This is a genomic window from Arthrobacter oryzae, from assembly GCF_030812315.1.
Classification (GTDB): domain Bacteria; phylum Actinomycetota; class Actinomycetes; order Actinomycetales; family Micrococcaceae; genus Arthrobacter; species Arthrobacter oryzae_B.
The window spans coordinates 247,861-267,447 of sequence record NZ_JAUSSM010000006.1 but is presented as its reverse complement, the minus strand read 5'-3'; the positions used below and the strand labels follow the sequence as shown (position 1 = coordinate 267,447).

Here is a 19,587-nt window from a genome sequence, read left to right as displayed (position 1 = left end):
CCATCCCAGCCCAACCAAGTAGGAGAAACCCATGAAAGTACGAAACTCACTGCGGGCACTGAAGAAACTACCCGGCGCGCAGATCGTGCGGCGCCGCGGCAGGACCTTTGTCATCAATAAGAAGAATCCCCGGATGAAGGCGCGCCAAGGCTAGGTCCGCTGCGCTCAGCTGTCCAGCGACGATCCGAGGTCGGCCTCAGGACCGGGCACGCCGCCTACCGCTGCGACCAGGCGTTCCCGGGGCCGGCTCAGGTGCTCATCCAGGAATGCACTGGCAGCCGCGCCGTCACCGGACCCGATGAGGTCGAGCAGGTGCTGGTGCTCCCTGACAATACGTTCGGGTTGCACCAGCTCCAGGCCTTGCACCTGTGCCATACAGAGCCTGACCTGCGAAACCAGCGATTCGTACATCCGGCTTGTCCGCGGGCTGCCAATGCTGTCCACGAGAGCCATGTGGAACCGCATGTCCGGGTCGACTATATCCAGGCCGGAATCGGAGTCAATCCGCTCGAGGTCGCGCTGGGCGGCGACGGCGGCCGGCGGCACGGTGCGCGACCCTGCCAGCTCGAGCAACACTGCCTTCTCCAGCCGCCCCCGGGTGAGATAGATGTCCCTGACGTCGTCCGGTCCCAGCTTGATGACCTTTGCGGTCTTGTTCGTGCGCCGTTCCAGCAGGGCTTCGGCGACCAGCTTTTCGATGGCGGCCTTCGCCGTGGGCCTGGCCACCTCGTACCGGGCGGCCACGTCGGTCTCCGTGAAAGACGTGTCCGACGGATACTCCCCGCGCAGGATCCTTGTACGGATATCGTCGGCGATCGCCTGAACGGCGGATACGGTCATCAGTTGCGCTGCCACGGCATTCTCCTCACTTTCGGACCAAACGTTACGCCGATCCGAAAGGCGAGACTACCTGCCAGTCATGTGTACTTGCTAGACAATCTTAGCTTGACCATGTGTACTTGTTAGACAATCCACCCCGATAGTGCCAAAACAACGACCACACCGGAGACCACGAGCATGCTGCAATCCGCCAACATCACCCACGGAACCGAAGATTTCCGCGCCGAGGCCCTTCGGGACGCAGCGCGCCCCGTCCGGATCCTGATTGCACCGGACAAATTCAAGGGCTGCCTCACCGCGATCGGCGTCGCCGACGCCATCCGGTCAGGCATCGAATCCGCTGCAAACGGCACCCGACTGGAAGTCAGCGTCCTGCCACTGGCCGACGGCGGGGACGGCAGCGTCGAGGCGGCGGTCTTCGCCGGCTCGCAGCCGCGAACAGTTGACGTGACCGACGCTGACGGAGGAATCAGTGAGGCGCAGATCGCGTTTGACGGGACAACCGCCGTCGTCGAGGTGGCCGGGACGTGCGGCCTGGCCACCCTTCGGGGACCACTGCGTCCGCTGTCGGCCTCCAGCCGCGGCCTCGGTGAGGCGATTCTGGCAGCGGCCCGCCTCAATCCGCAGCGCATCGTGGTGGCCATGGGCGGGAGCGCCAGCACCGATGGCGGCGCCGGGATGCTCGCCGCCCTGGGCGCGGAGTTCCGGGATGCCCACGGCAACCTCGTGGAACCGGACGGCGGTTCGCTGGACCGGATCACCCAGGTAGACCTTGGCGGCGTTTTCGATTTCGGCGGAACAGCACTCATCGGCGCCAGCGACGTCACCAACCCGCTTCGGGGGCAGCAGGGTGCGGCCCACATTTTTGGGCCTCAGAAAGGGGCGGACGCTGCTCAGGTCTCGCTGCTGGACCGGGGACTGGACGTCCTGGTCAACGCCTGCAGGCAACTCCCGGGAATCGACGCCGATGCCCTCGCCGGCACTCCGGGTGCTGGCAGCGCCGGAGGCATCGGCTTCGGACTGCTGCTTCTGGGCGGATCACTCGTTTCCGGAGCTGACTACTTCCTCGACCTCCTGCGCTTTGATGAGCAGGCGCAGCGGGCCGGCCTGGTGGTGACTGGGGAGGGCCGCCTCGACGCGCAGACATCGGACGGGAAACTCATCTCCGCCGTCTGCGCGCGCGCCGCTGGCACTCCGGTGTGGGCCGTTGTCGGCACCTCGATGCTCGGCGGGTCTGCCGCCGGCCATTTGGGCCTCTCCGGGGTTGTGGCCCTTACGGACATCACCGCCCAGGACACCTCCAAGGACCCTGATTTGGCGGCGGAAGCCCTGAAACAGGCCGGCCGGAACCTCGTCCAGCACGTCAAGACACACGGCAAGGTGTTTGCAGCCGAATAGCCAAAACACACAGCGCCCGGCGGTTGTGGTCAGAGTTGAGGACCACAACCGCCGGCGGGCGTACGCTGGTTTTCAGGCCCTACGACGTGGGGTGCAGCGCCTCTGCATGCGACGCAGTCAGCGCCGCGTCAGCGTCCCGCAGGACCCTGGCCGCCACCTGCAGGCCTTCGATCCGGCCCAGGGAAACGTCCTCGTGCTCGATGTTGACCAGCATGTTGGGGTCCACCTCGTACAGCGCGCGCAGGAACTCGGTCCAGTAGGCGGTGTCGTGCCCGCGGCCGAGGGCCACGAAGTCCCAGGCGGAGTTCCTGGGCCACTCGTTTGCCCACTCGTCGCCGCCGAGGTTGGTGCGGTTTTCATCCGGCGAGAGCCGGCGGAAGCTGTTGTCGAGGACACCGTAGAGCGCGGCGTTCCCGGTGTTGACGCGGACGTCCTTCGCGGCGGCCTGGAAGACCAGCGGGCCGAGTTCACGGACCACGGCGACCGGATCCATCTGCTGCCAGAACAGGTGCGAGGCGTCCAGCTCGACGCCCACATGGGTTGCGCCGGTGAGCTCAATGAGCTTGTGGACATCGGCGGTGTTGAACACGATGTTCTGCGGGTGCAGCTCAAGGGCCACCTTGACGCCATGGTCGGCTGCGAGGCGGTCGGTTTCCTTCCAGAAATCGGCGGCGATGCCCCACTGGTAGTCGAGCACGTCCAAAGCGGCCGAGTTCCAGGCGTTGACCACCCAGTTGACCGTGGTGGCTCCCGGCTCACCGCCGGGCAGGCCGGACATGGTCACCACGCGGTCCTGTCCCAGCCGGTGTGCCAGCCGGATGGAGCGGCGGATGTCCTCGGCATGCTTTTCGCCGATCTCACGCTTCGGGTGCAGGGGGTTGCCGTTGCAGTTCAGGCCTGCGATCGAGACGCCGGTCCCCTCGAAGATCGCCAGGTAGTCGTCGCGGGCCGCGTCGCTTTCCAGGATCTGGTCCATGTTGGGGACGTGGACGGCCGGCAGGAATCCGCCGGTGTTGATTTCGATGCCGGTCAGGCCGAGGTCCGCAATGACCTTGAGGGCCTCGGGAAGGGGTCGATCGTGCAGGATCGCGTTGTAGACTCCGAGTTTCATAGCGTGATCTTCTTTCCGTTGCTGAGGGCGGATTCCGTGACGGCGCCGAGCAGTTCCATGTTGCGCACGCCTTCGTCGAAGCTGGCGCATCGGGGCAGGGATTCTTCTTCGCTAAGGCCTGCAACCTCTTCGAGGAACGCGCGGGCCTGGTAGCCGAAGGCGTCGTTCTGGCCGAAGCCGACTTCGGGGGCGTCCATGGCGAGGCCGCCGGCGATGTAGGGGTGGCCCGGGCCGAGGATCACCTGGCGGTAGCCGTTCTCGTTGCCGGATCCGTCGTTGAGGAAGAGCTGGATTTCCGAGGGCCGGCGCTGGTCGAACTTGGCGGCACCGTTCTCGCAGAACACTTCGAAGTTGAGGCCGTTGGCGTGGCCGGCGGCGACACGGGAAACCTCAAAGCTGCCGGCGCCGTTTTCAAACCCTGCATTGAAAGCTGCATAGTCGTCGTTCTCCACGGCCTCGAAGGTGTCGCTGACGGCAACGTGGTCGTGCCCCATGACTGCTGCGAGGGGCAGGGGCCGCTTATCGATCACCGTGCTGAGGCGGCCGCCGCTGATGGACTTGATGTCGCCGCAGAGGAACTCGGAAACGTAGGCAAGGTGGCTTCCGACGTCGGCAAGGGCACCGGAACCGGGGCCGCCCTTGTACCGCCAGCTCATGGGAGCGGACGGGCTGAAGCCGTAGTCGGTCCAGTAACGGCCGCTGAAGTGCAGCACCTTGCCCAGGACGCCGGTGCGGATGAGGTCGCGGATGTAGGCAATGCCGGGCGTGCGGCGGAAAGTGAAGCCAATACGGGCGATACTGGAGGCGTTGCTGGCGGCGTCGGCCATGGCGCGGGCGTCTTCCAGCGAGTCGCTCAACGGCTTTTCGCACAGCACGTGCTTGCCGGCGGCAAGCAGGCCTTCCACCACTTCGCGGTGGAGGGAGTTGGCGATGACCACGCTGACGACGTCGATGTCGTCGGCTTCGGCGATTGCCTGCCACGACGTGTCGTTGCGCTCGTAGCCAAAGCGGCGGGCAGCCAGCGAGCCGAATTCGGCGTTGACGTCGCCGATCGAGACCAGCCGCACCGGCGGAAGTACGGGGCTGTAGAGGGCGGATGCCGTGCGGTACGCGGCAGCGTGGGCCTTGCCGGCCATGCCTGCACCGATGACGGCGACGCCGAGGCTTTCAGCCATTGATTTCTCCTTTGAAATTCGGCCAGGCCCATCGCCTGTCCGAAAAATTGTAGCGCTACAAAATGTTCACTGGAAAAAGCGTAGCTTTGTCTTTATGTCCTGTCAATCATCGTGAGGCTATCCTCGATAGCGAGACACGAAAGGCTCTCCCATGCCCCTGAACGCCCCCAAGTCCCGCCGGCCCACGATCTATGACGTCGCCAAAAGTGCCGGCGTCTCCCCGTCGCTGGTGTCGCTGGTCCTGCAGAACCCGACGAAAGTCAGCGACAAGCGCCGCGAGGCGGTGCTGGCCGCCATGTCCGAGCTCGGTTACCGGCCCAGCCGCGCCGCAACAGCCTTGGCGAGCAGCCAGACCAAAAGCATCGGGCTGGTGATCGACGACTTCCGGAACCCGTGGTTCGTCGATCTCTTGCGGGGCATGGAATCCGCGCTATCGGTGCACGGCTACCAGGTCACCGTGGCGGACTCGCGCCCCGGGCAAAACCGCATCAAAGAGGCGACGGACGGCCTGCTCGCCATGCACGTCGCGGGCCTGGTGATCGCCGCCGAACCGAGCGAGGCCATGCTCTCGGGCACCTGGGTTCCCACCGTCGTCGCAGGCTGGCGCAACGGTGTCCCGGCCGGCGCCGACCTCATCACGAACGACGACGACGGCGGCGGCCGCCTGGCGGCAAACCATCTGCTGGAGCTCGGCCACACCCGCATCGGGCACCTTTCCGGCTCGGATGGCGCGGCGGCGCACCGGCGTGAGGGTTTCCGCGCACGTATTGTCGAGGCGGGGCTTGAGGTCCGGATCGCGGGGGAATCCCACGGAACGTCGGAGGAGGACGGCTACGCGGCCGCATGCTGGGTGCTGGACCACCAGCCCGACACCACTGCCTTGTTTGCCGCAAACGACACCATGGCACTCGGTGCCCTGGCGGCCGCGAAGGCCAGGGGCCTGTCAGTGCCGGACGGGCTGTCGGTCATCGGCTACGACAACTCCCAGCTGGCAAAATCCCGGTATCTCGACCTTACGTCCGTAGACAACCGGAGCGACCTTGTGGGAGTCGACGTCGCAGACACGCTCCTGGCACGGATTCAGGACCCCGCCCTCGGCCCCGGGCGCAAGCTGATCGAGCCGGCCCTGATCGTGCGGGGCACGACGGGCCGCGTCGCTGGCTGACGCGCCTTCCGGCTGACCGACCCGGACCCGGACCCGGACAGGAGTTTTTGTCCAGATAACGCGCCCAAATCGCGATTTTGCGGTCGTTATCTGGACAAAAACTCCTGGGACCGGGGGTTCGGCAGGCCTTGCTAGGGTGGAAGCATGAAATCCAGCCTCGCCGCCCTGTCCACTGCCGCCCTCATCGTTGTGCTGACCGGTTGCGGCCAGGTTCAGGAAGCAACCGAAAAAGCCGTAAGCGACGGAGCATCCCAGGTTGCCACCGCGGCCGCCGACCAGGTCAAGGGCCAGATCTGCGCACTCGTGGAAGACGGGCTCGTGAGCGTCAAGGACAAGGAACTGCTGGGCGGCCTTGTGGCCGGCGCGGAGACCGCGGGCGTGCCCTCGGAGATCACCACTCCCCTGCGGCAGATCGCCGAAGCCGGCGACCAGGTGCCCGCTGAATCGGTCACGGCACTGAAGGACGCCTGCGCCGCCTAAGGCCCGCCGGTTCAAAAACTGCGCCCGCCGGGGGCAGCGGGTTCAAAAGAAAGAAATGCCTTAGCGTTTGCCCTTCTTGCGCGAACCCTTCCCGCGGCCCTTGTCCGGATTGGGGGCGTACCGCTGGGCGACCTTGGGCTTCTTGACGCCCGTCCCCCGCCGGTCCGGCTTCGGCTCCTTCTTGGGCTTCTCAACCTGCGCCGAAGGCTGGCGGGAGCTCTGTGCGGTCCGCCCGCGGACAATCCCGATGAACTCCTCAATCACCTCATCAGCGGCGTGGTCCTTGGTCTCGCTGGGCCAGGCAAGCGCAATCTGCGTGGTCGGGGCGCCGGTGAGCTTCCGCGCCACGGTGTCCTTCACGTTGAAGTGGCGGGCCACGGACATCGGCAGGATGGCGAGCCCCGCGCCGGAGGCAACCACCTGCAACGCCGTTTCCGGTCCGCCAAGCTCGGCCACGTCCAGGAACGTTTCCGCGGCAAGGTCCGCCAGAGCCACCTCTTCGAACACCGAAATTTCGTGGCCCTTGGGGGCAACCACCACGGGCTGCTCCTCATACAGGGGAATCACGTTCAGCCCCTCGCGCTCCACCGGGAGCCGCACGAAACTGAGGTCCGCGGCGCCGTCGCGCAGGACTGACAGCTGCGCGCCGTCGTCGGACATAAAGGCGTGCAGCGGAACATCCGGCATCCGCTCTTCCCAGCGGCGGATCCATTTTCCCGGCGTCACGCCGGCAACGTACGCGAAGCGCAGCTCCCGCCCTTCCGGTTCCGAAGGTGCGGGTGCTTGCGGGAATTCTTCTTCAGCGGACACACGTTCACAGTACCGCCAGAGGCGGAAGATGGCCCCGCGCCTGCGGGTGGATGGCGCCGGCCTCGTGCCTGGTGGCACTCCTTGGGACACCGTTGCTGCCGTATTGGTGCCGTGTTGGTGCTGTGTTGGTGCCTTGCAGGCGGACCGCCGGATACCCTTGAAGTATGACCTCTGCAAACTCCCAGTCCATGAAGCCGGCCACCGTTGCCAAAAAGCTTGGCATCTACCTGCCCGCAACACCCCAGGAGTTCCAGGATTCGGTTATCACCCGCGCCGATTTCGCCGAGCTCCAGGCCAACCCGCCGGAGTGGTTGGCCGAACTCCGCCGCAACGGCCCGCACCCCCGTCCGGTGGTGGCACAGAAACTGAACGTCTCCATCAGCGGCCTGGCCCGCGGCGGCGTCGAGGAAGCACTCACGACGGCGGAAATCACCGCGCTGCTGCAGGCACCCCCGGCCTGGCTGGTCGCCGAGCGCTCCACACACGCTGCAGTCCGCGCCGAAGCCCAGCGTGTGAAGGATGAGGCCGCCAAAAAGGATGCCAAGAAAGCCCGCGCCAAGGCCGAGTAGGTATCTGCCGCAAGAATCCCGGGCTTGTCCGCGGATCCGCGCTTTGAGGGCAAGGGTCTGCCTACAGGCGGCCTGCAGCTGACCTGGCGGATAGGGAAATGGCGGGTAGGGAATCTAGCGCACGGGGCGCAGTTCGTCCGGGTCGCCCCGGTGGAACATCCGCCGCGGTGCGACGCCTTCGAAGAGCACCCACACCGTGGAGGCATCCTCGGTCATTGCGTCCACGATGCCCGAAGCCGTAACCCGGTTGCCGCGCACTATCGACACCTTGTCACCGGGGCGCAGCTCGGACCAGTCGGTTCCTGTCGGCAAGGTCCCGGCTTCGGAGTCCGCGGCTTGTCCGTGCGGGATCTGCGGCGCCGCCCCGAACAGCCACGCCGAAACGTCGCTGCGCAGGACAAGATGGGGTCCGCCCGTTGCGCTCACGCTCCCGGTGGGCACGTAATAGCCGCGGCCCGCACCCGACCCGCCGGCCGCTCTGTCCAGGGCATCGATGAGTTGCCTGGTCAGGTGCCCCTGGGGACCAAGGGCCCGGAGCTCGTCGAGCTCTTCCGGGGTGAGCCGTCCCAGCACAGCAGCTATATCGGCCATGATGGATCCCTTCTAGCGGATGGTGCCTGAGGAACCACACTAGAAGTCCGGCGTTAACGGCGGATGAAATCCGGACGGCTAACAGCGAACAAGTTCCGACGGCTCCTGGACCCGTCCGCCCCGGGCCGCGCGGAGCCAGCGACAAACCAGGAACCTCACATCCGGCGCGTTCGTCGGGGACAACAGGGGCCAGTCCCTCGTTGAAGTCTTTAGACCCTGCCGCCCCCGCCTCCGCCCTCGAACCCACAAACAGCGGCGCACGAGTTGCCCGCCCGACGAAACGAGCCACCCCTGCTGATTGTCCTGACCGGAATTGACGGTGCCGGAAAGACCACTGCTGCGCGCGGAGCCGTAGAAGCCGCACGCCGGGCCGGCAGCAAGGCGTTGCTCCTGCGCAACCATGCCGGACGCCGGAACCTGACGCAGTGGTCGGCCCGCACCGGAGTTCCGCTCAACCCCCACCTGGCGGATGCCCTGGAGACCGTGATCCGGACCTTCAATGTGCTGGTTTCACATGCCCGCGCCCATACTTTTCCCGGCTTGGTAGTGATGGACCGCCATCTCTACTGCCAGCTTGGGCTGCGCAGCGTTCGAGGACTTCGACACGGCCGGTTCGTTCCCTGGCTCCTGCGGCGCCTGCCCGCACCGGACCTCGTGATTCATTTCGACATTGCACCGGAGCAGGCGCTGGAACGCATCCTGCTCCGCGGAACGGACACCGAAACGCTCGAGGAACTGACGGCGCTCAGCGACGGCTACCGTGCCCTTCCGGAGTACCCCGACTTCCACCGGATCGATGCAGGCGGCGCCCCGGACGAGGTGCTGGACGCACTCACTGACGCGATCAACGGCGCAGCCGCCGGGGCTGGATGGATCAGCGCGAAACAATCGACGCCACTGCGCTGACGAAGAGGGGCAAGGCCGCCACGGCTGCCACGCTGAGAACCCCGCGCCCCGCCCAGTCAATAGCATTTCCGCGGCGGGCGGCACTTGGCGGGCTGACAGCAGGTGCACCGTTGCCGGCACGCACCCGCCTGGCCCGAACGACGGCAGCCAGCTGGGTCCACACCATGACCAGCAGCGCACCGATGCCGAGCACCACACCTGCGGGCACGAACAGGACGGCCGCCAGCAGCGGCAGATAGTACTTCCAGTTCTGTCGGGACGGTAGCGGAAGGCGCCCGCTGAACGCGCCCGCCACTGCGGCCACGACGGCACCGTGGAGGACGGCCAGCGTGGAGAAGAGCGCCACGGACAGCCAGCCCGGCCCCACAATCGCAAAGTCGATATTGTCGGCCCGGAACGGTTCCACGGAGGCGCCGAAGACCAGGAGAAGCAGCACTCCAAGCACGGGCCCCGCCCACCTTCCGGAGGGCAGCCAACGGCGGAGCAGCACATAGATGAACGCGGCGGCGAAGCCCGCCGGGAGTCCCCCGAAGAACAGCAGGGCTATGCTGCCCTCAATGGTGGGAAAGCCCACGTTGGCCTGGGCCTCGGTCAGCCGCCCCTGTGCCGACGACGGCGAGGTGGCGGCCAATACGCGCATCGCCAGCCTGCCGCCGGCCCATGCCACCAGGATCCCGGATGCGAGGGCGGCCACCGTTGCCACGTTTGCCCACCAAAGGTAGCGGCGCAGGGCGGAAACCTGGGCATCCACCACAACATCCCGCGCGGGCACTGATGAAGGCACGGCGAAATCCGCCGTCGAAGCGGGCCCCAACTGCATCCTTACGGAGCGTCCTCCCCAGGCGATGACCATTGCCACCGCAACAAACAGCAAGAGCGTGCAAACAACCACGACTGCCAGCGCCACGCGTCATCACCACCAAGGTAAAGGTGGACTCATTGTGCTCCCACGGAGAACAGATGGACAGGGCCCCCATGGTTAGTCAATGCGGCGCTGGCCCAGGAAACTGACCATGTGGGGGTCCCGATGGTCGAAGAACAACGACGCATCGGTGTCCATGGCCGCGATGAGCGCCAATTTTCAGCGCTCAGTTCGAAGTTGAAGACGTCGAGGTTTTCGGCCATCCGTTCGGGTCGCACGGACTTGGGGATGACCACAACGTCATCACCAGCTGGAGCATCGCCCAGCGGCCATCCGAAGGTGCCGCCTCAGGACAGGGAGTCACTCCTTGGGCATGACGATCCACAACGCGATGTAGACCAATTCACCCACACCGAAGAGGCCAAACAGCACAAAGCCAATGCGGACGAGGGCTTTTGAAATGCCGAACCTGGCTGCGAGGCCGGCGCAGACGCCGGCTATCATCTTGCCATTCCTGGGCCGAACCAAAGCTGCAGTCATGCCGCCACAGTACGCTGGCGCAGAGGGCGGGTCCAGAGCCCGGAGCCGTTCGTCCCGCTCTCAGTCCTGGTGCAGCTGCACGAAGTTCCCGCAGCCGTCGTCCAGCACCGCCGAAATGCCTGTTGGGTCCTCGGTCGGTTCCGCCTGGAAGATAACCCCCAAGGCAGTTAGCCGCTTGTACTCGGCCCGAACGTCGGGGACGCCGAACACGATGGCCGGCATCCCGGCGTCGTGCAGGCCGTTCATGTAGTTGGCCCCAATGGGATTATCGCTGGGCTCCAGCAGCAGCCCCACGGAACCGGAATTTCCCCCGTTGGAGCCGGGATCCTTCACGATGTACAGGTTGTATTCGGGCATGACCATGAGGGTCTCAAAACCCAGGGTCTCCGTATAGAACTGGTGGGCCGACGCCGGATCCTTGACGTGGATGCTGCACATTTTTAGTCGCATGGTGCCTAGGCTACCCGTGCGGGGCCCACCTCGGAACGGAAACGTCCGGTAAAGGACAGGGCCCGGGACCCGTCGGGAGTCCTGCCCATTGACGGCCGGGCCTGCCGGGATTCCAATTGAATTAGCGGAACCCAGCCACCCCGGTCAGGTTCGGTTGGAGGTGGAACGGTGTCTGTCATCACGGAATCGGTCCCCATGGGACCCCTGCAGCTGGCCGTCTGTGCCGTCGTTGTGGTGTGCGGCGTGGCCGGTGCGGTCTTTGCGGCGCGGTACCACGCCAGGCGCGACGCCGGGCAGCTCGACGCCGTCTTCTGGGACGCCTTCGCAGGCCTGGTCATAGTGTTCCCCGCCGTCCTGATCCCCTCACTCGCATCCCCGTGGCTGGGTCTGGCAACGGGTTCCCTCGCCGCATTCACTGCGGTGGCATCGTTTGTGTGGAGTCCCCGCGTGCTGACCTGGCAGGAAGAGCGGCTGCACCGGGCCGCCACACACCAGGAACTGGAGGCGGCCGCCGCACGGCACCGGACGGCGCTGGCCCGATGGCAGCGTTACGAGCTAGATCCTGCGTGCTGTATCGATTTCCCGGCCATGACCGACGTACGCCGGCCCGAAACTGCGGCTCTGATCAAAGCCATGAAAGAGGCCGAACGCCTTCGGGCCGTCGAACCCGCGGGCTACGTTCCCGCCGTCGCCCGGCTGGAACATGCCCTGGGTCGGGCGGAAGCCGCAGCAGGCGTCCCGTCCCTTTGAGTCGCCTTGATCCGCGGCACATTAGCCGCCGGGACGTTAACCGGTGTGTCGGTGACATTGGGACGGCCCGAGCCGGCGGCGGTAGCATCCCATAATGGAGCCTTTAGTCACGGACACACGAGACCAGCACGGCAGGTTGCGATCGGACCGGGGAGTCTGGCGGCAGGCCACCACGCTCGCAGCCGCCGGCGAACTCACCGCCCGGTGGCTTGAATCCCGGAGCGAATACCAGCCCGGCACCTTTGCGCCCAGCTTCGACGAGGAGACCCGGCCCATTGCCGCCGACCTTGCGGAAATCAACCGGAACGGACTCTTCACGAAGGAATCCCAGCCGGGCGTCCGCTTCGACGACGGCCATGCACAGCGCCAGTACGTGACCGGCTTCTGCAGCGCCGCGGCGGCGGCCGAACTCATGGCCCTGTCCACCAGGTCCGAGCTCATCACCATCGGCCATGCCCCTGGCGAAACGAGCGCTGCCGCGGTACCGGTCACGTTCGACGGCGCCGACGTGGTTACGGTGCTCGGGTCCAGTGAAAACCCCGTGGACGACGACCAGCTCAGGGACTGGTCGGATGAGACCAACGAAACGCTGGCCCTGGTACTGGCCGATTCCTGGTACGTGGAGGTCCTGGACCCCGTGTGGGGACGGAACGATGTGCTGCTGCCGGAGGTGCTGTCAGCACTCCGGCAACAGCAGTGAGGCCTACAGGTCCACGGTTCCGCTCTCACCGACGCTCATGCGGCTGTGCGTCACTTTGGACTTGATCCACTGAAGAACGGTTGCCGCCCTGCCGCCGGGGCTGGTCCAGTACTCCGCCGAATCCGAGTCGACCCGCAGCAGGACTACTTCCGGCGTGTCCGGTCCGTCCGGGAACCAGGCCTCAACCACTTGGTTCCACATGTCATGGATCTTTTGCCTGTCCGTGACCACTTCCGCCGTTCCGGCCACCGACACCCACTCGGTGTTCTTCCCGAAGGACACGTTCACCCGCGGATCGGCGCGGACGTGCGCCACCTGGGAAGTTTCCGATGACGTGAAGAACCACATGTCGCCGTCGTCCTTTACTTCCTGGACGGCAAGCGGCCGGCTGACGAGGGCGCCTTCTTCGTTGATGGTGGTCAGCATCCCGATGCGCGAATCGTTGATGATATCCGTGACTTTGCTGATGTTCCCAGTGTCAGACATGCTTTCACCCCGTTCTGGTCCAAGCTGGGGAACTTCCCCGCCGGGCCCAGCCTATTAGTAAGCGTGCTTACTTTCAACGGCGGGCTAGATTTGGCCGGCCCGATGCACACGGCCTGATTCGGCACCTGATTTGGCGCGCCTGATTTGGTGGGGTGCACTGAACAGGAAACACTTACGGAGGACAGGCACGGCACTAACCCGCCCAGCCGCCTCAGCCTCAGCCACCGCACCCAAGCCCAAGCCCAAGGAGCAGTCATGACCACGCCGAACACCACGCCCAAGCCAGCGCGACCGGATTGGCTGATGCCGGTCATCGCGTCCGTTGTGACCGGCGCGATCGGCATTGTCCTGGTCGCCTTGAACGGTCTCTACTGGATGTGCGCTGTCATTGCCGTGGTGGATGCGATCGGCATTACGACGATCATCAGGGCCTCGCGGGCGCGCGCCAAGAACCAGCGCCTAACCTCAGATCCCGTCTGACCCTCCGATCCCGTCTGACCCTCAGATCCCGCGGGCCAGGACTTGCCCCTTGAAGAACTCCGGGCGGAGCCTGGCCATCACCAGCATGAGCACCGCGCCCAGCACGATCACGCCCATGCCGAGGATGAACACCAGCCCCACCCCGCCCACGGAGGACCCGGAACCGTAGTCGGGATCCATGGAGTCATAGGCCGTCTTGACGAACATAACCAGCAGGATGACGCCGCCGAGCAGGGGCGCCAGCAACTTGAACAGGAACGCGCGGGCTCCGCTGAAGGCCTGGGCACGGAAGAACCAGACACAGGCCAGGGCCGTGATGCCGTAATAGAAGCAGATCATCATGCCCAGTGCGGTGATGGTGTCCCAGAGGGCATTCTCGGACGTGGTCCTGGTGATCACGTAGAATCCGGCAGCCGCCACGCCCGCAGCCACCGTGGCGTAGCTCGGGGACTTGTAGCGGGGGCTGACCCGGCCGAACTTCAGCGGGAGCGCCTTGTAGTGGCCCATGGCCAGCAGGGTCCGGGCCGGCGACACGAACGTGGACTGCAGGGAAGCGGCCGAGCTGCTCAGGATGGCCAGGGACATGAGGATGGCGAACGGACCCATCACCGGACCGGCGAGCACGGCGAAGATGCTTGACTGGTTTTCGGGGTTTCCGGCGCCCAGGCCTTCCTCTCCGATACCTGCGAAGGACAGTGTGGCCAGTGCCACCGTCATGTAGATGACTACGATCACCAGCACCGTGACGGTCGCGGCCCGGCCGGGCGTCTTTTCCGGATTCCGGGTTTCCTCGTTCATGGTCAGCGTGACGTCCCAGCCCCAGTAGATGAAGATCGACAGCGACACACCGGCGGCGAAGGATGAGAAGGAATCCACGGCGAACGGGTTGAACCAGTCCGGTGAGATGGCCGTGGCATCGAAGGCCGAGCCGTTGGCAACGTGGCTGAACGCAGCCACCGCGAACCAGCCGAGCACCAGGAGCTGGAACGCCACCAGCACATACTGGACTCCCTTGGTGGCCTCCATGCCGCGGTAGGAAACCCAGCAGGCCAGCGCGATGAACACCAGGGTGGTGGCGATATTGAGGGGCAGGTTCTTGCTCAGCTCGCCCAGTTCAGGGTTGCTGAAGAGCTGGGCCAGCATGAGGTAGAAGAAATCCACGGCAACGGCGGCCAGGTTGGACAGCACAATGATGGTGGCAGCGATCAGGCCCCAGCCGCCCATCCAGCCGATCCACGGCCCAAAGGCGCGCGTTGCCCACGTGAAGGAGGTTCCGGCGTCGGGCATTGCGTTGTTGAGTTCGCGGTAGCCCAGCGCAACGAGCAGCATGGGGATGAAGCCCACCAGGAAGATCGCCGGGAGGTGGACACCAACCTCAGATACGGTGGGACCGAGGGCTGCCGTAAGGGTGTACGCCGGGGCAATGCAGGACACCCCGATGACGACGGCGCCAATCAGCCCCACCGATCCGGCTTTCAGTCCCTTTTCACTCAGGGTTTTGCGTGCGGCCTTGCCCGGCTGGGTTGCGGTTGACATGCGGGTTGCCTCTCAGGAGGATTCATTCGACGTTGAATGGTTGGGGCGCCCGGTTCCGGCGGCAGGCGGCCGCCGGAACCCACTCCCTACGCCGGGGCCGTAACCCTGGCGACGGCGACCACGCGGGCGGCGGTCAGCTGCCCCATCCGAATGGCTCCGTCCACGTGTTGGTAGCCCTCGGCAGCGAGGTCGGACGAGCTCCAGTAGATGGGCCCCACCGGCTGGTGCTGGTCTTTGCCGTAGCGGTGGAGGCCGCCGAGGTCGTAGCTGGAGGCGTAGGCCCCGCGCGTCCATTCCTCGGAGCCCCAGTCGGACTCGTAGTACACCTCAGGCTCGAGTGCCTTGTCCCCGAGGAAGGCCGCGATGGATTCGAGGATGGTGCGGCGGCGGTCTTCGGCACTGAGCTCAAAGACGGCGTCGGCTTTCTCATCGGAAATAAAGCCCACCAGCGTTCCCCGGGAATCGCCGTGGTTGGTGTTGTCGTAGACCTCCTGCACCAGCGAGCCGGCGCTGAAGCAGGTCCCGGACAGCCCGTCCTCGCGCCAGAAGGGCGTCTTGTAGACGGCGTGTACCTTGATGACCAGGCCCAGCGACTGGTGCTGGTGCATCTGGTGCTGGCGGCGCGGCAGCGGCGGGTTGAAGGAGACGCGCGAATACAGGTTCGGCGGCACCGCCATGATCACGTAGCGCGCGTTGACGGTGGCCCGTTCCGACAGCACGGTGACGCGCGGGCCGCCGTCGCGCTCTTCCGTCCAGTTGATGGTGCGCACGGGGCTGTTAAGCACGACGTCGTCACCCAGTTCCCGCGCCTGCAGCAGAGAGACCTGCTGCATTCCGCCAACCACACGCTTGTCCAGGATGAAGTCTTCATCCGTCAGGTGGGTGAACGATCCCGCGGAAGCCGCCATCAGCACGGCCTGCAGCGCGGAGAATGCGTGCGCGGGCTTGGTCAACATGCCGCCTGCGATGAACAGGCCGATGTTGTTGCACGCCTCTTCGTCCGGGGAGTTCTGGCGGAGCCAGTGGTGGAAGGAAATCGTGTCCAGCTCGCGCGCCTTGGGGTGTGCCCAGGGTTCGGTGGGTCCGATTTCTGCCGCCAGCCCGTCCAGCAGGCCAATCAGCTTGTCCATTTCGGCCGCGGTGGTTTCACTGACCGGAAAGGAGTCCCCGGTGTAGCGGGTTTTCTTCCCGTCCGCGCCAACATAAATGGATTCGCCGTCGCGGTAACGGGAGTAGGTTTCCAGGCCCAGTTCGTCCAGGAGTTCCAGGAGTACCGTCTGGTCCGGCGAGACCCACTGGCCGCCGATTTCCAGCATGGCGCCGTCGATTGTGTCGGTCCACGTGCGGCCGCCCACGCGGTCCCGCGCTTCCAGCACGGCGACACTGAGGCCGGCCTTCTTCAGTTCGCGGGCTGCCGTGAGGCCCGAGGGGCCGGCTCCTACGACAACGACGTCGCGATCAAGTTCCAGCATGATGTCCTCTCTGTGGCCGCCGGAGTGATGCGAACCACTAAATGAATGCCATTCATTTACGAAAACTATAGCGGGTTCCGCGACGTCACGGAAGTGGTCAATGGAATAATGCTGGGGACCCCGCCAGCAGAAAGGCCGACGATGCCGGCAACCGCACGCCCAGCCACGGACTCCCGCCAGCCCGAAATCCCGGCCAAGCGCCGCGCGGGAAGGCCGTCCTCGGCGGTACTGGACCAGGCGGTCATCACGTCTGCCGCGCTGCGGCTGATCGGCAAGAGCGGCTACGACGGCCTCACAATGGCCGCACTGGCGCGCTCACTGCACGTGGCGCCGTCGGCCCTTTACAACCACGTGACGTCCAAACGGGACGTCCTCGTCCTGGTGGAGGACCACCTGGCGTCCTTGGTGGACGTGTCCGCCTTCGGCGCGGAACCGTGGGACGAGGCCGTGCGGCAGTGGGCGTGGAGCTACCGGGACGTCTTTTCCAAGCACACTCCGCTGATCCCGGTCATCGCGGTCCTGCCGGTTACGGATGCGCCGCAGACCCTGGCTATGTATGAGAGCGTCAGCGAGGGACTGCGCCAGGCCGGGTTCCCCCAGGAGCGCATCGTCTCCTCGATCGTGGCGTTGGAGTCGTTCATCTTCGGCTCGGCCTACGATGTCACGGCTCCGGCGGACATCTTCGATCCGGGCAGCATGGCGGAATCCACGCCGAACTTCACGGCAGCGGTGCGCAGCCTCGCGGAACAGGGCCACGAAAAGCCCGCGGACGTCGCCTTCAGCCTGGGCCTGGAGGCGCTGATTTCCGGGCTGGGGGCACTGCGGAGGTAGGACCGGCTTTCGCCTTCCGATCAGTCGACTGGGCGGACGCGGGGCAGCCGGAGAACGGTGTATCCGTCGCTGTGCAGGAACATGGCGCGGCCACGGCCGTCATTCTGGACAACCCAGAACACACTGCCGTCGAGTGCGAGCATGTCCACCCGGCCGGACGCGACGAGTTCTCCGTGGCGGTGGATCTCTACCTCATCCTTGCGCGAAAGCTTCATCCAGTTGGGCATCGGCTCCAGGGCGCGGGCTCCAGCGCGGGGCGGGCGGGCTGGGTGCCGTGGGCTGTTCGAGGCCCGGGCCGGTGCGTTCAAACCGGGTGCATTCAAAACAATGGTCATGGTGTCCTCAGGAAGTCGCTTTGTGGTGGGTGCGGCAAGGGGCGGCCGCGCACCAGTGAAGGTCGCGTGCCGCCCCTTGAGTGCGGAGTGGCCGGTTGCAGGGCAGCCGGTTGGCGGAGAGCCGCCAACCGGCCGGGATTCCGCGTTTGAGGTGCGTGCTAGAAGTGCCCGCCGTCGGCTTTCACTGCCAGGACCGGGCGGTCGGCCTGCATCAGGATGCGCTGGGCGTGGCTGCCCAGGATGAATTTGCCCACCTGCGAGCGGTGCCGCAGGCCAATAACGATCAGCGACGCATTCGCTTCGCGGGCAATATCCAGGAATTCGTCGGCCAGATCATGGTGGTAGGGCGGCTGGATGACCTTTGCCGTGACGCCGGCTTCCGCCGCACGCTGGGCGGCCCGGGCCAGCACATCCTCCCCGGCCACGGACTTGTCCACTAACGCACCCTCCCGGGCTGAGTTGACGATCACCAGGTCCTCATTGCGGAGGGTCGCTTCGGCGATGCCCGCCGTGAGTGCGGCCTCGCCCGCTGGGGTGGGAACGAATCCTACGATGATGCTCATACCTTCTCCTTGATTTTGGCCGGTGCAGGCTCGGCTGCAGCGGAGGCCCTGCGCTTGGCCAGCATGGCCCTGACACCCGGAAGCACAGCGACCAGGACGAACACCACAATCAGCGTGGCCGAGATCGGACGGCCGAAGAAGCCCATGGGGTCGCCGCCGAACACGAGCAGTGAGCGCCGCATGGAGCTTTCCAGCAGTTCCCCGAGCACAAACGCGAGCACCAGCGGCCCCGGTTCGAAGCCGAACTTCTTCATCAGGTAGCCGACGATGCCGAAGACGACGACGAGCGTGACATCGAACATGCTGTTGTTGATGGTATACGCGCCCAGCAGGGTGATCAGCGCGGTGACGGGTGCCAGGATGGCGGCCCGGACTCGGAGGATCTTCACGAAGATGCCCACGAGCGGAAGGCTCATGATCAGCAGCAGGATGTTGCCGATGTACATGGAGTTCACTACGCCCCAGAAGAGCTCCGGGTTCTGTTCCACCAGCTGCGGTCCGGGCGTGACGCCCTGGATGAGCAGGGCGCCGAACATCAGGGCCATGGTGGCGTTCGCGGGGATGCCAAGGGTCAGCAGCGGGATGAAGGACGAGGTTGCCGCGGCGTTGTTGGCCGTTTCCGGGCCGGCGACGCCCTCCGGGGCGCCCTTTCCGAAACGTTCAGGCTGCTTTGCCCGCTTCTTCTCCATGGCATAGGACGCCATGGATGCGATGGTGGCCCCGCCGCCGGGGAGGATGCCAAGGAAGAATCCCAGGATGGAGCCGCGCCCGATCGCACCGGATGCCTGCTTCAGGTCCTTCCGTGACGGCCAGACGTTTGCCACCTTGGAGGGTGCTTTCGCGGCCCGGTGGCGTTCCTCGAGGTTGTAGAGGATTTCGCCGAGGCCAAAGATGCCCATCGCGATCGGCACGAAGTCGATGCCGTCAGCAAGGGGCAGGCTGCCGAACGTAAAGCGGCTTTCACCCGTGAAAATGTCCCTGCCGACACTGGCAAGCAGCAGTCCGAGGGCAGCGGCGACAAGCGCCTTGGCCTTGGACCCGCTGCTGATGGTGGCCACCAGGAGAATGCCCAGCATCGCCAGGGCCGTGTACTCCGGCGGCCCGAAATCGAGTGCGAAGCTGGCCACGACGGGCGCAAGGAACGTCAGGCCGATGATGGCCGCGGTGCCGCCGACGAATGAGCCGATGGAGGCCAGTCCCAGTGCGGTCCCGGCCCTGCCCTGCTTGGCCATCTGGTAGCCGTCGAAGACGGTAACCACGGAGGACGCTTCGCCGGGCAGCCGGAGGAGCACCGACGTGATGGTGCCGCCGTACTGGGCGCCGTAGAAGATTCCGGCCAGCATGATGATGGCGGTGACCGGCTCGACGTTGTAGGTAAGCGGAAGGAGGATGGCGATGGTTGCCGCGGGCCCCAGTCCGGGCAGCACGCCGATCAACATGCCGATCACGACGCCGATCAGGCAGTACAGGAGGTTGGTGGGCTCCAGGACAACCGCAAATCCGTTGATAACGGGATTCAGAAAATCCACGGGGGTCT

At 65.6% G+C, this 19,587-nt stretch carries 24 protein-coding genes; 10 read left to right on the top strand and 14 right to left on the bottom strand.

Going from position 1 to position 19,587, the window contains the following annotated elements; all coding sequences use genetic code 11:
* The first annotated feature begins 31 nt into the window (after positions 1-31).
* Positions 32-154: a type B 50S ribosomal protein L36 gene (ykgO, locus tag J2S97_RS14150; RefSeq protein ID WP_307050472.1), complete on the top strand. Its 123-nt coding sequence runs from the start codon at positions 32-34 to the stop codon at positions 152-154.
* Between the two features lie 11 nt (positions 155-165).
* Here the strand turns inward: ykgO and J2S97_RS14145 are convergent, their stop codons facing one another.
* Entirely contained in the window at positions 166-855 is a 690-nt protein-coding gene (locus tag J2S97_RS14145; RefSeq protein WP_307050470.1) for a GntR family transcriptional regulator, read from the bottom strand.
* Positions 856-1,017: 162 nt separating this feature from the next.
* On the opposite strand from J2S97_RS14145, the gene J2S97_RS14140 reads away from it, so the two are divergent.
* Positions 1,018-2,238 (top strand): glycerate kinase, encoded by a 1,221-nt coding sequence (locus tag J2S97_RS14140; protein ID WP_307050468.1) that lies wholly within the window; start codon positions 1,018-1,020, stop codon positions 2,236-2,238.
* Between the two features lie 79 nt (positions 2,239-2,317).
* On the opposite strand, the gene J2S97_RS14135 is transcribed toward J2S97_RS14140, so the two are convergent.
* Positions 2,318-3,349: a sugar phosphate isomerase/epimerase family protein gene (locus tag J2S97_RS14135; protein WP_307050465.1), complete on the bottom strand. Its 1,032-nt coding sequence runs from the start codon at positions 3,347-3,349 to the stop codon at positions 2,318-2,320.
* Positions 3,346-4,524 carry a Gfo/Idh/MocA family protein gene (locus J2S97_RS14130; protein ID WP_307050463.1) on the bottom strand — a complete coding sequence of 393 codons (1,179 nt, stop codon included), beginning with the start codon at positions 4,522-4,524 and terminating at the stop codon, positions 3,346-3,348. The genes J2S97_RS14135 and J2S97_RS14130 overlap by 4 nt, the downstream gene beginning before the upstream one ends.
* A 151-nt stretch (positions 4,525-4,675) precedes the next feature.
* Between J2S97_RS14130 and J2S97_RS14125 the strand changes: the two genes are divergently transcribed.
* Together J2S97_RS14125 and J2S97_RS14120 are read left to right on the top strand one after the other, a co-directional pair.
* Positions 4,676-5,689, top strand: a complete 1,014-nt coding sequence (locus tag J2S97_RS14125) for a LacI family DNA-binding transcriptional regulator (protein WP_307050461.1) — start codon at positions 4,676-4,678, stop codon at positions 5,687-5,689.
* A 144-nt stretch (positions 5,690-5,833) separates the two neighbouring features.
* Entirely contained in the window at positions 5,834-6,169 is a 336-nt protein-coding gene (locus J2S97_RS14120; RefSeq protein ID WP_307050459.1) for a hypothetical protein, read from the top strand.
* Between the two features lie 60 nt (positions 6,170-6,229).
* Here J2S97_RS14120 and J2S97_RS14115 read toward each other — a convergent pair whose 3' ends face one another.
* The gene (locus tag J2S97_RS14115; protein ID WP_307050457.1) at positions 6,230-6,979 is read right to left on the bottom strand and encodes a LysR family transcriptional regulator substrate-binding protein; all 750 of its coding nucleotides are present in this window, start codon (positions 6,977-6,979) and stop codon (positions 6,230-6,232) included.
* 164 nt (positions 6,980-7,143) lie between these two features.
* Between J2S97_RS14115 and J2S97_RS14110 the strand changes: the two genes are divergently transcribed.
* Positions 7,144-7,548 carry a DUF5997 family protein gene (locus J2S97_RS14110; protein ID WP_043479868.1) on the top strand — a complete coding sequence of 135 codons (405 nt, stop codon included), beginning with the start codon at positions 7,144-7,146 and terminating at the stop codon, positions 7,546-7,548.
* A gap of 114 nt (positions 7,549-7,662) precedes the next feature.
* Here J2S97_RS14110 and J2S97_RS14105 read toward each other — a convergent pair whose 3' ends face one another.
* On the bottom strand, positions 7,663-8,139 hold the full coding sequence (locus J2S97_RS14105) for a hypothetical protein (RefSeq protein ID WP_307050454.1): 477 nt from the start codon (positions 8,137-8,139) through the stop codon (positions 7,663-7,665).
* A gap of 291 nt (positions 8,140-8,430) precedes the next feature.
* Between J2S97_RS14105 and J2S97_RS14100 the strand changes: the two genes are divergently transcribed.
* Positions 8,431-9,045, top strand: a complete 615-nt coding sequence (locus tag J2S97_RS14100; RefSeq protein WP_307050605.1) for a thymidylate kinase — start codon at positions 8,431-8,433, stop codon at positions 9,043-9,045.
* Here the strand turns inward: J2S97_RS14100 and J2S97_RS14095 are convergent.
* The 3 genes from J2S97_RS14095 to J2S97_RS14085 form a co-directional block, all read right to left on the bottom strand.
* A complete protein-coding gene (locus J2S97_RS14095; protein ID WP_307050452.1) occupies positions 9,014-9,952 on the bottom strand; it encodes a hypothetical protein in 939 nt (312 codons plus the stop codon). The two genes, J2S97_RS14100 and J2S97_RS14095, sit on opposite strands and share 32 nt — an antisense overlap.
* Positions 9,953-10,267: 315 nt before the next feature.
* Positions 10,268-10,447 (bottom strand): PspC domain-containing protein, encoded by a 180-nt coding sequence (locus J2S97_RS14090; RefSeq protein WP_214952027.1) that lies wholly within the window; start codon positions 10,445-10,447, stop codon positions 10,268-10,270.
* Positions 10,448-10,507: 60 nt separating this feature from the next.
* Positions 10,508-10,897, bottom strand: a complete 390-nt coding sequence (locus J2S97_RS14085; RefSeq protein ID WP_307050449.1) for a VOC family protein — start codon at positions 10,895-10,897, stop codon at positions 10,508-10,510.
* 168 nt (positions 10,898-11,065) lie between these two features.
* Here J2S97_RS14085 and J2S97_RS14080 point away from each other — a divergent pair, with 168 nt between their 5' ends.
* Both J2S97_RS14080 and J2S97_RS14075 read left to right on the top strand, forming a co-directional pair.
* Positions 11,066-11,647, top strand: coding sequence for a hypothetical protein (locus J2S97_RS14080; protein WP_307050447.1), 582 nt, complete (start codon positions 11,066-11,068; stop codon positions 11,645-11,647).
* Positions 11,648-11,741: 94 nt separating this feature from the next.
* Entirely contained in the window at positions 11,742-12,347 is a 606-nt protein-coding gene (locus J2S97_RS14075; RefSeq protein ID WP_307050445.1) for a DUF6919 domain-containing protein, read from the top strand.
* A 3-nt stretch (positions 12,348-12,350) separates the two neighbouring features.
* Here the strand turns inward: J2S97_RS14075 and J2S97_RS14070 are convergent, their stop codons facing one another.
* A complete protein-coding gene (locus tag J2S97_RS14070; RefSeq protein ID WP_307050443.1) occupies positions 12,351-12,833 on the bottom strand; it encodes a pyridoxamine 5'-phosphate oxidase family protein in 483 nt (160 codons plus the stop codon).
* Positions 12,834-13,088: 255 nt separating this feature from the next.
* Here J2S97_RS14070 and J2S97_RS14065 point away from each other — a divergent pair, with 255 nt between their 5' ends.
* Entirely contained in the window at positions 13,089-13,313 is a 225-nt protein-coding gene (locus J2S97_RS14065) for a hypothetical protein (RefSeq protein ID WP_307050441.1), read from the top strand.
* Positions 13,314-13,334: 21 nt separating this feature from the next.
* Here the strand turns inward: J2S97_RS14065 and J2S97_RS14060 are convergent, their stop codons facing one another.
* Both J2S97_RS14060 and J2S97_RS14055 read right to left on the bottom strand, forming a co-directional pair.
* Positions 13,335-14,849 (bottom strand): APC family permease, encoded by a 1,515-nt coding sequence (locus J2S97_RS14060; RefSeq protein WP_307050439.1) that lies wholly within the window; start codon positions 14,847-14,849, stop codon positions 13,335-13,337.
* Positions 14,850-14,935: 86 nt separating this feature from the next.
* Positions 14,936-16,321 carry a flavin monoamine oxidase family protein gene (locus tag J2S97_RS14055; protein ID WP_307050436.1) on the bottom strand — a complete coding sequence of 462 codons (1,386 nt, stop codon included), beginning with the start codon at positions 16,319-16,321 and terminating at the stop codon, positions 14,936-14,938.
* Positions 16,322-16,462: 141 nt separating this feature from the next.
* Here J2S97_RS14055 and J2S97_RS14050 point away from each other — a divergent pair, with 141 nt between their 5' ends.
* Positions 16,463-17,152 carry a TetR/AcrR family transcriptional regulator gene (locus J2S97_RS14050; RefSeq protein WP_307050434.1) on the top strand — a complete coding sequence of 230 codons (690 nt, stop codon included), beginning with the start codon at positions 16,463-16,465 and terminating at the stop codon, positions 17,150-17,152.
* A gap of 20 nt (positions 17,153-17,172) precedes the next feature.
* On the opposite strand, the gene J2S97_RS14045 is transcribed toward J2S97_RS14050, so the two are convergent.
* The 3 genes from J2S97_RS14045 to J2S97_RS14035 all read right to left on the bottom strand — a co-directional run bounded on the left by J2S97_RS14045 (position 17,173) and on the right by J2S97_RS14035 (position 19,579).
* The gene (locus tag J2S97_RS14045; protein ID WP_307050432.1) at positions 17,173-17,487 is read right to left on the bottom strand and encodes a hypothetical protein; all 315 of its coding nucleotides are present in this window, start codon (positions 17,485-17,487) and stop codon (positions 17,173-17,175) included.
* A gap of 158 nt (positions 17,488-17,645) precedes the next feature.
* The gene (locus J2S97_RS14040; protein WP_307050430.1) at positions 17,646-18,050 is read right to left on the bottom strand and encodes a universal stress protein; all 405 of its coding nucleotides are present in this window, start codon (positions 18,048-18,050) and stop codon (positions 17,646-17,648) included.
* On the bottom strand, positions 18,047-19,579 hold the full coding sequence (locus J2S97_RS14035; protein WP_307050428.1) for a tripartite tricarboxylate transporter permease: 1,533 nt from the start codon (positions 19,577-19,579) through the stop codon (positions 18,047-18,049). Before J2S97_RS14035 ends, J2S97_RS14040 begins: the two co-directional genes overlap by 4 nt.
* Positions 19,580-19,587 lie beyond the last annotated feature (8 nt).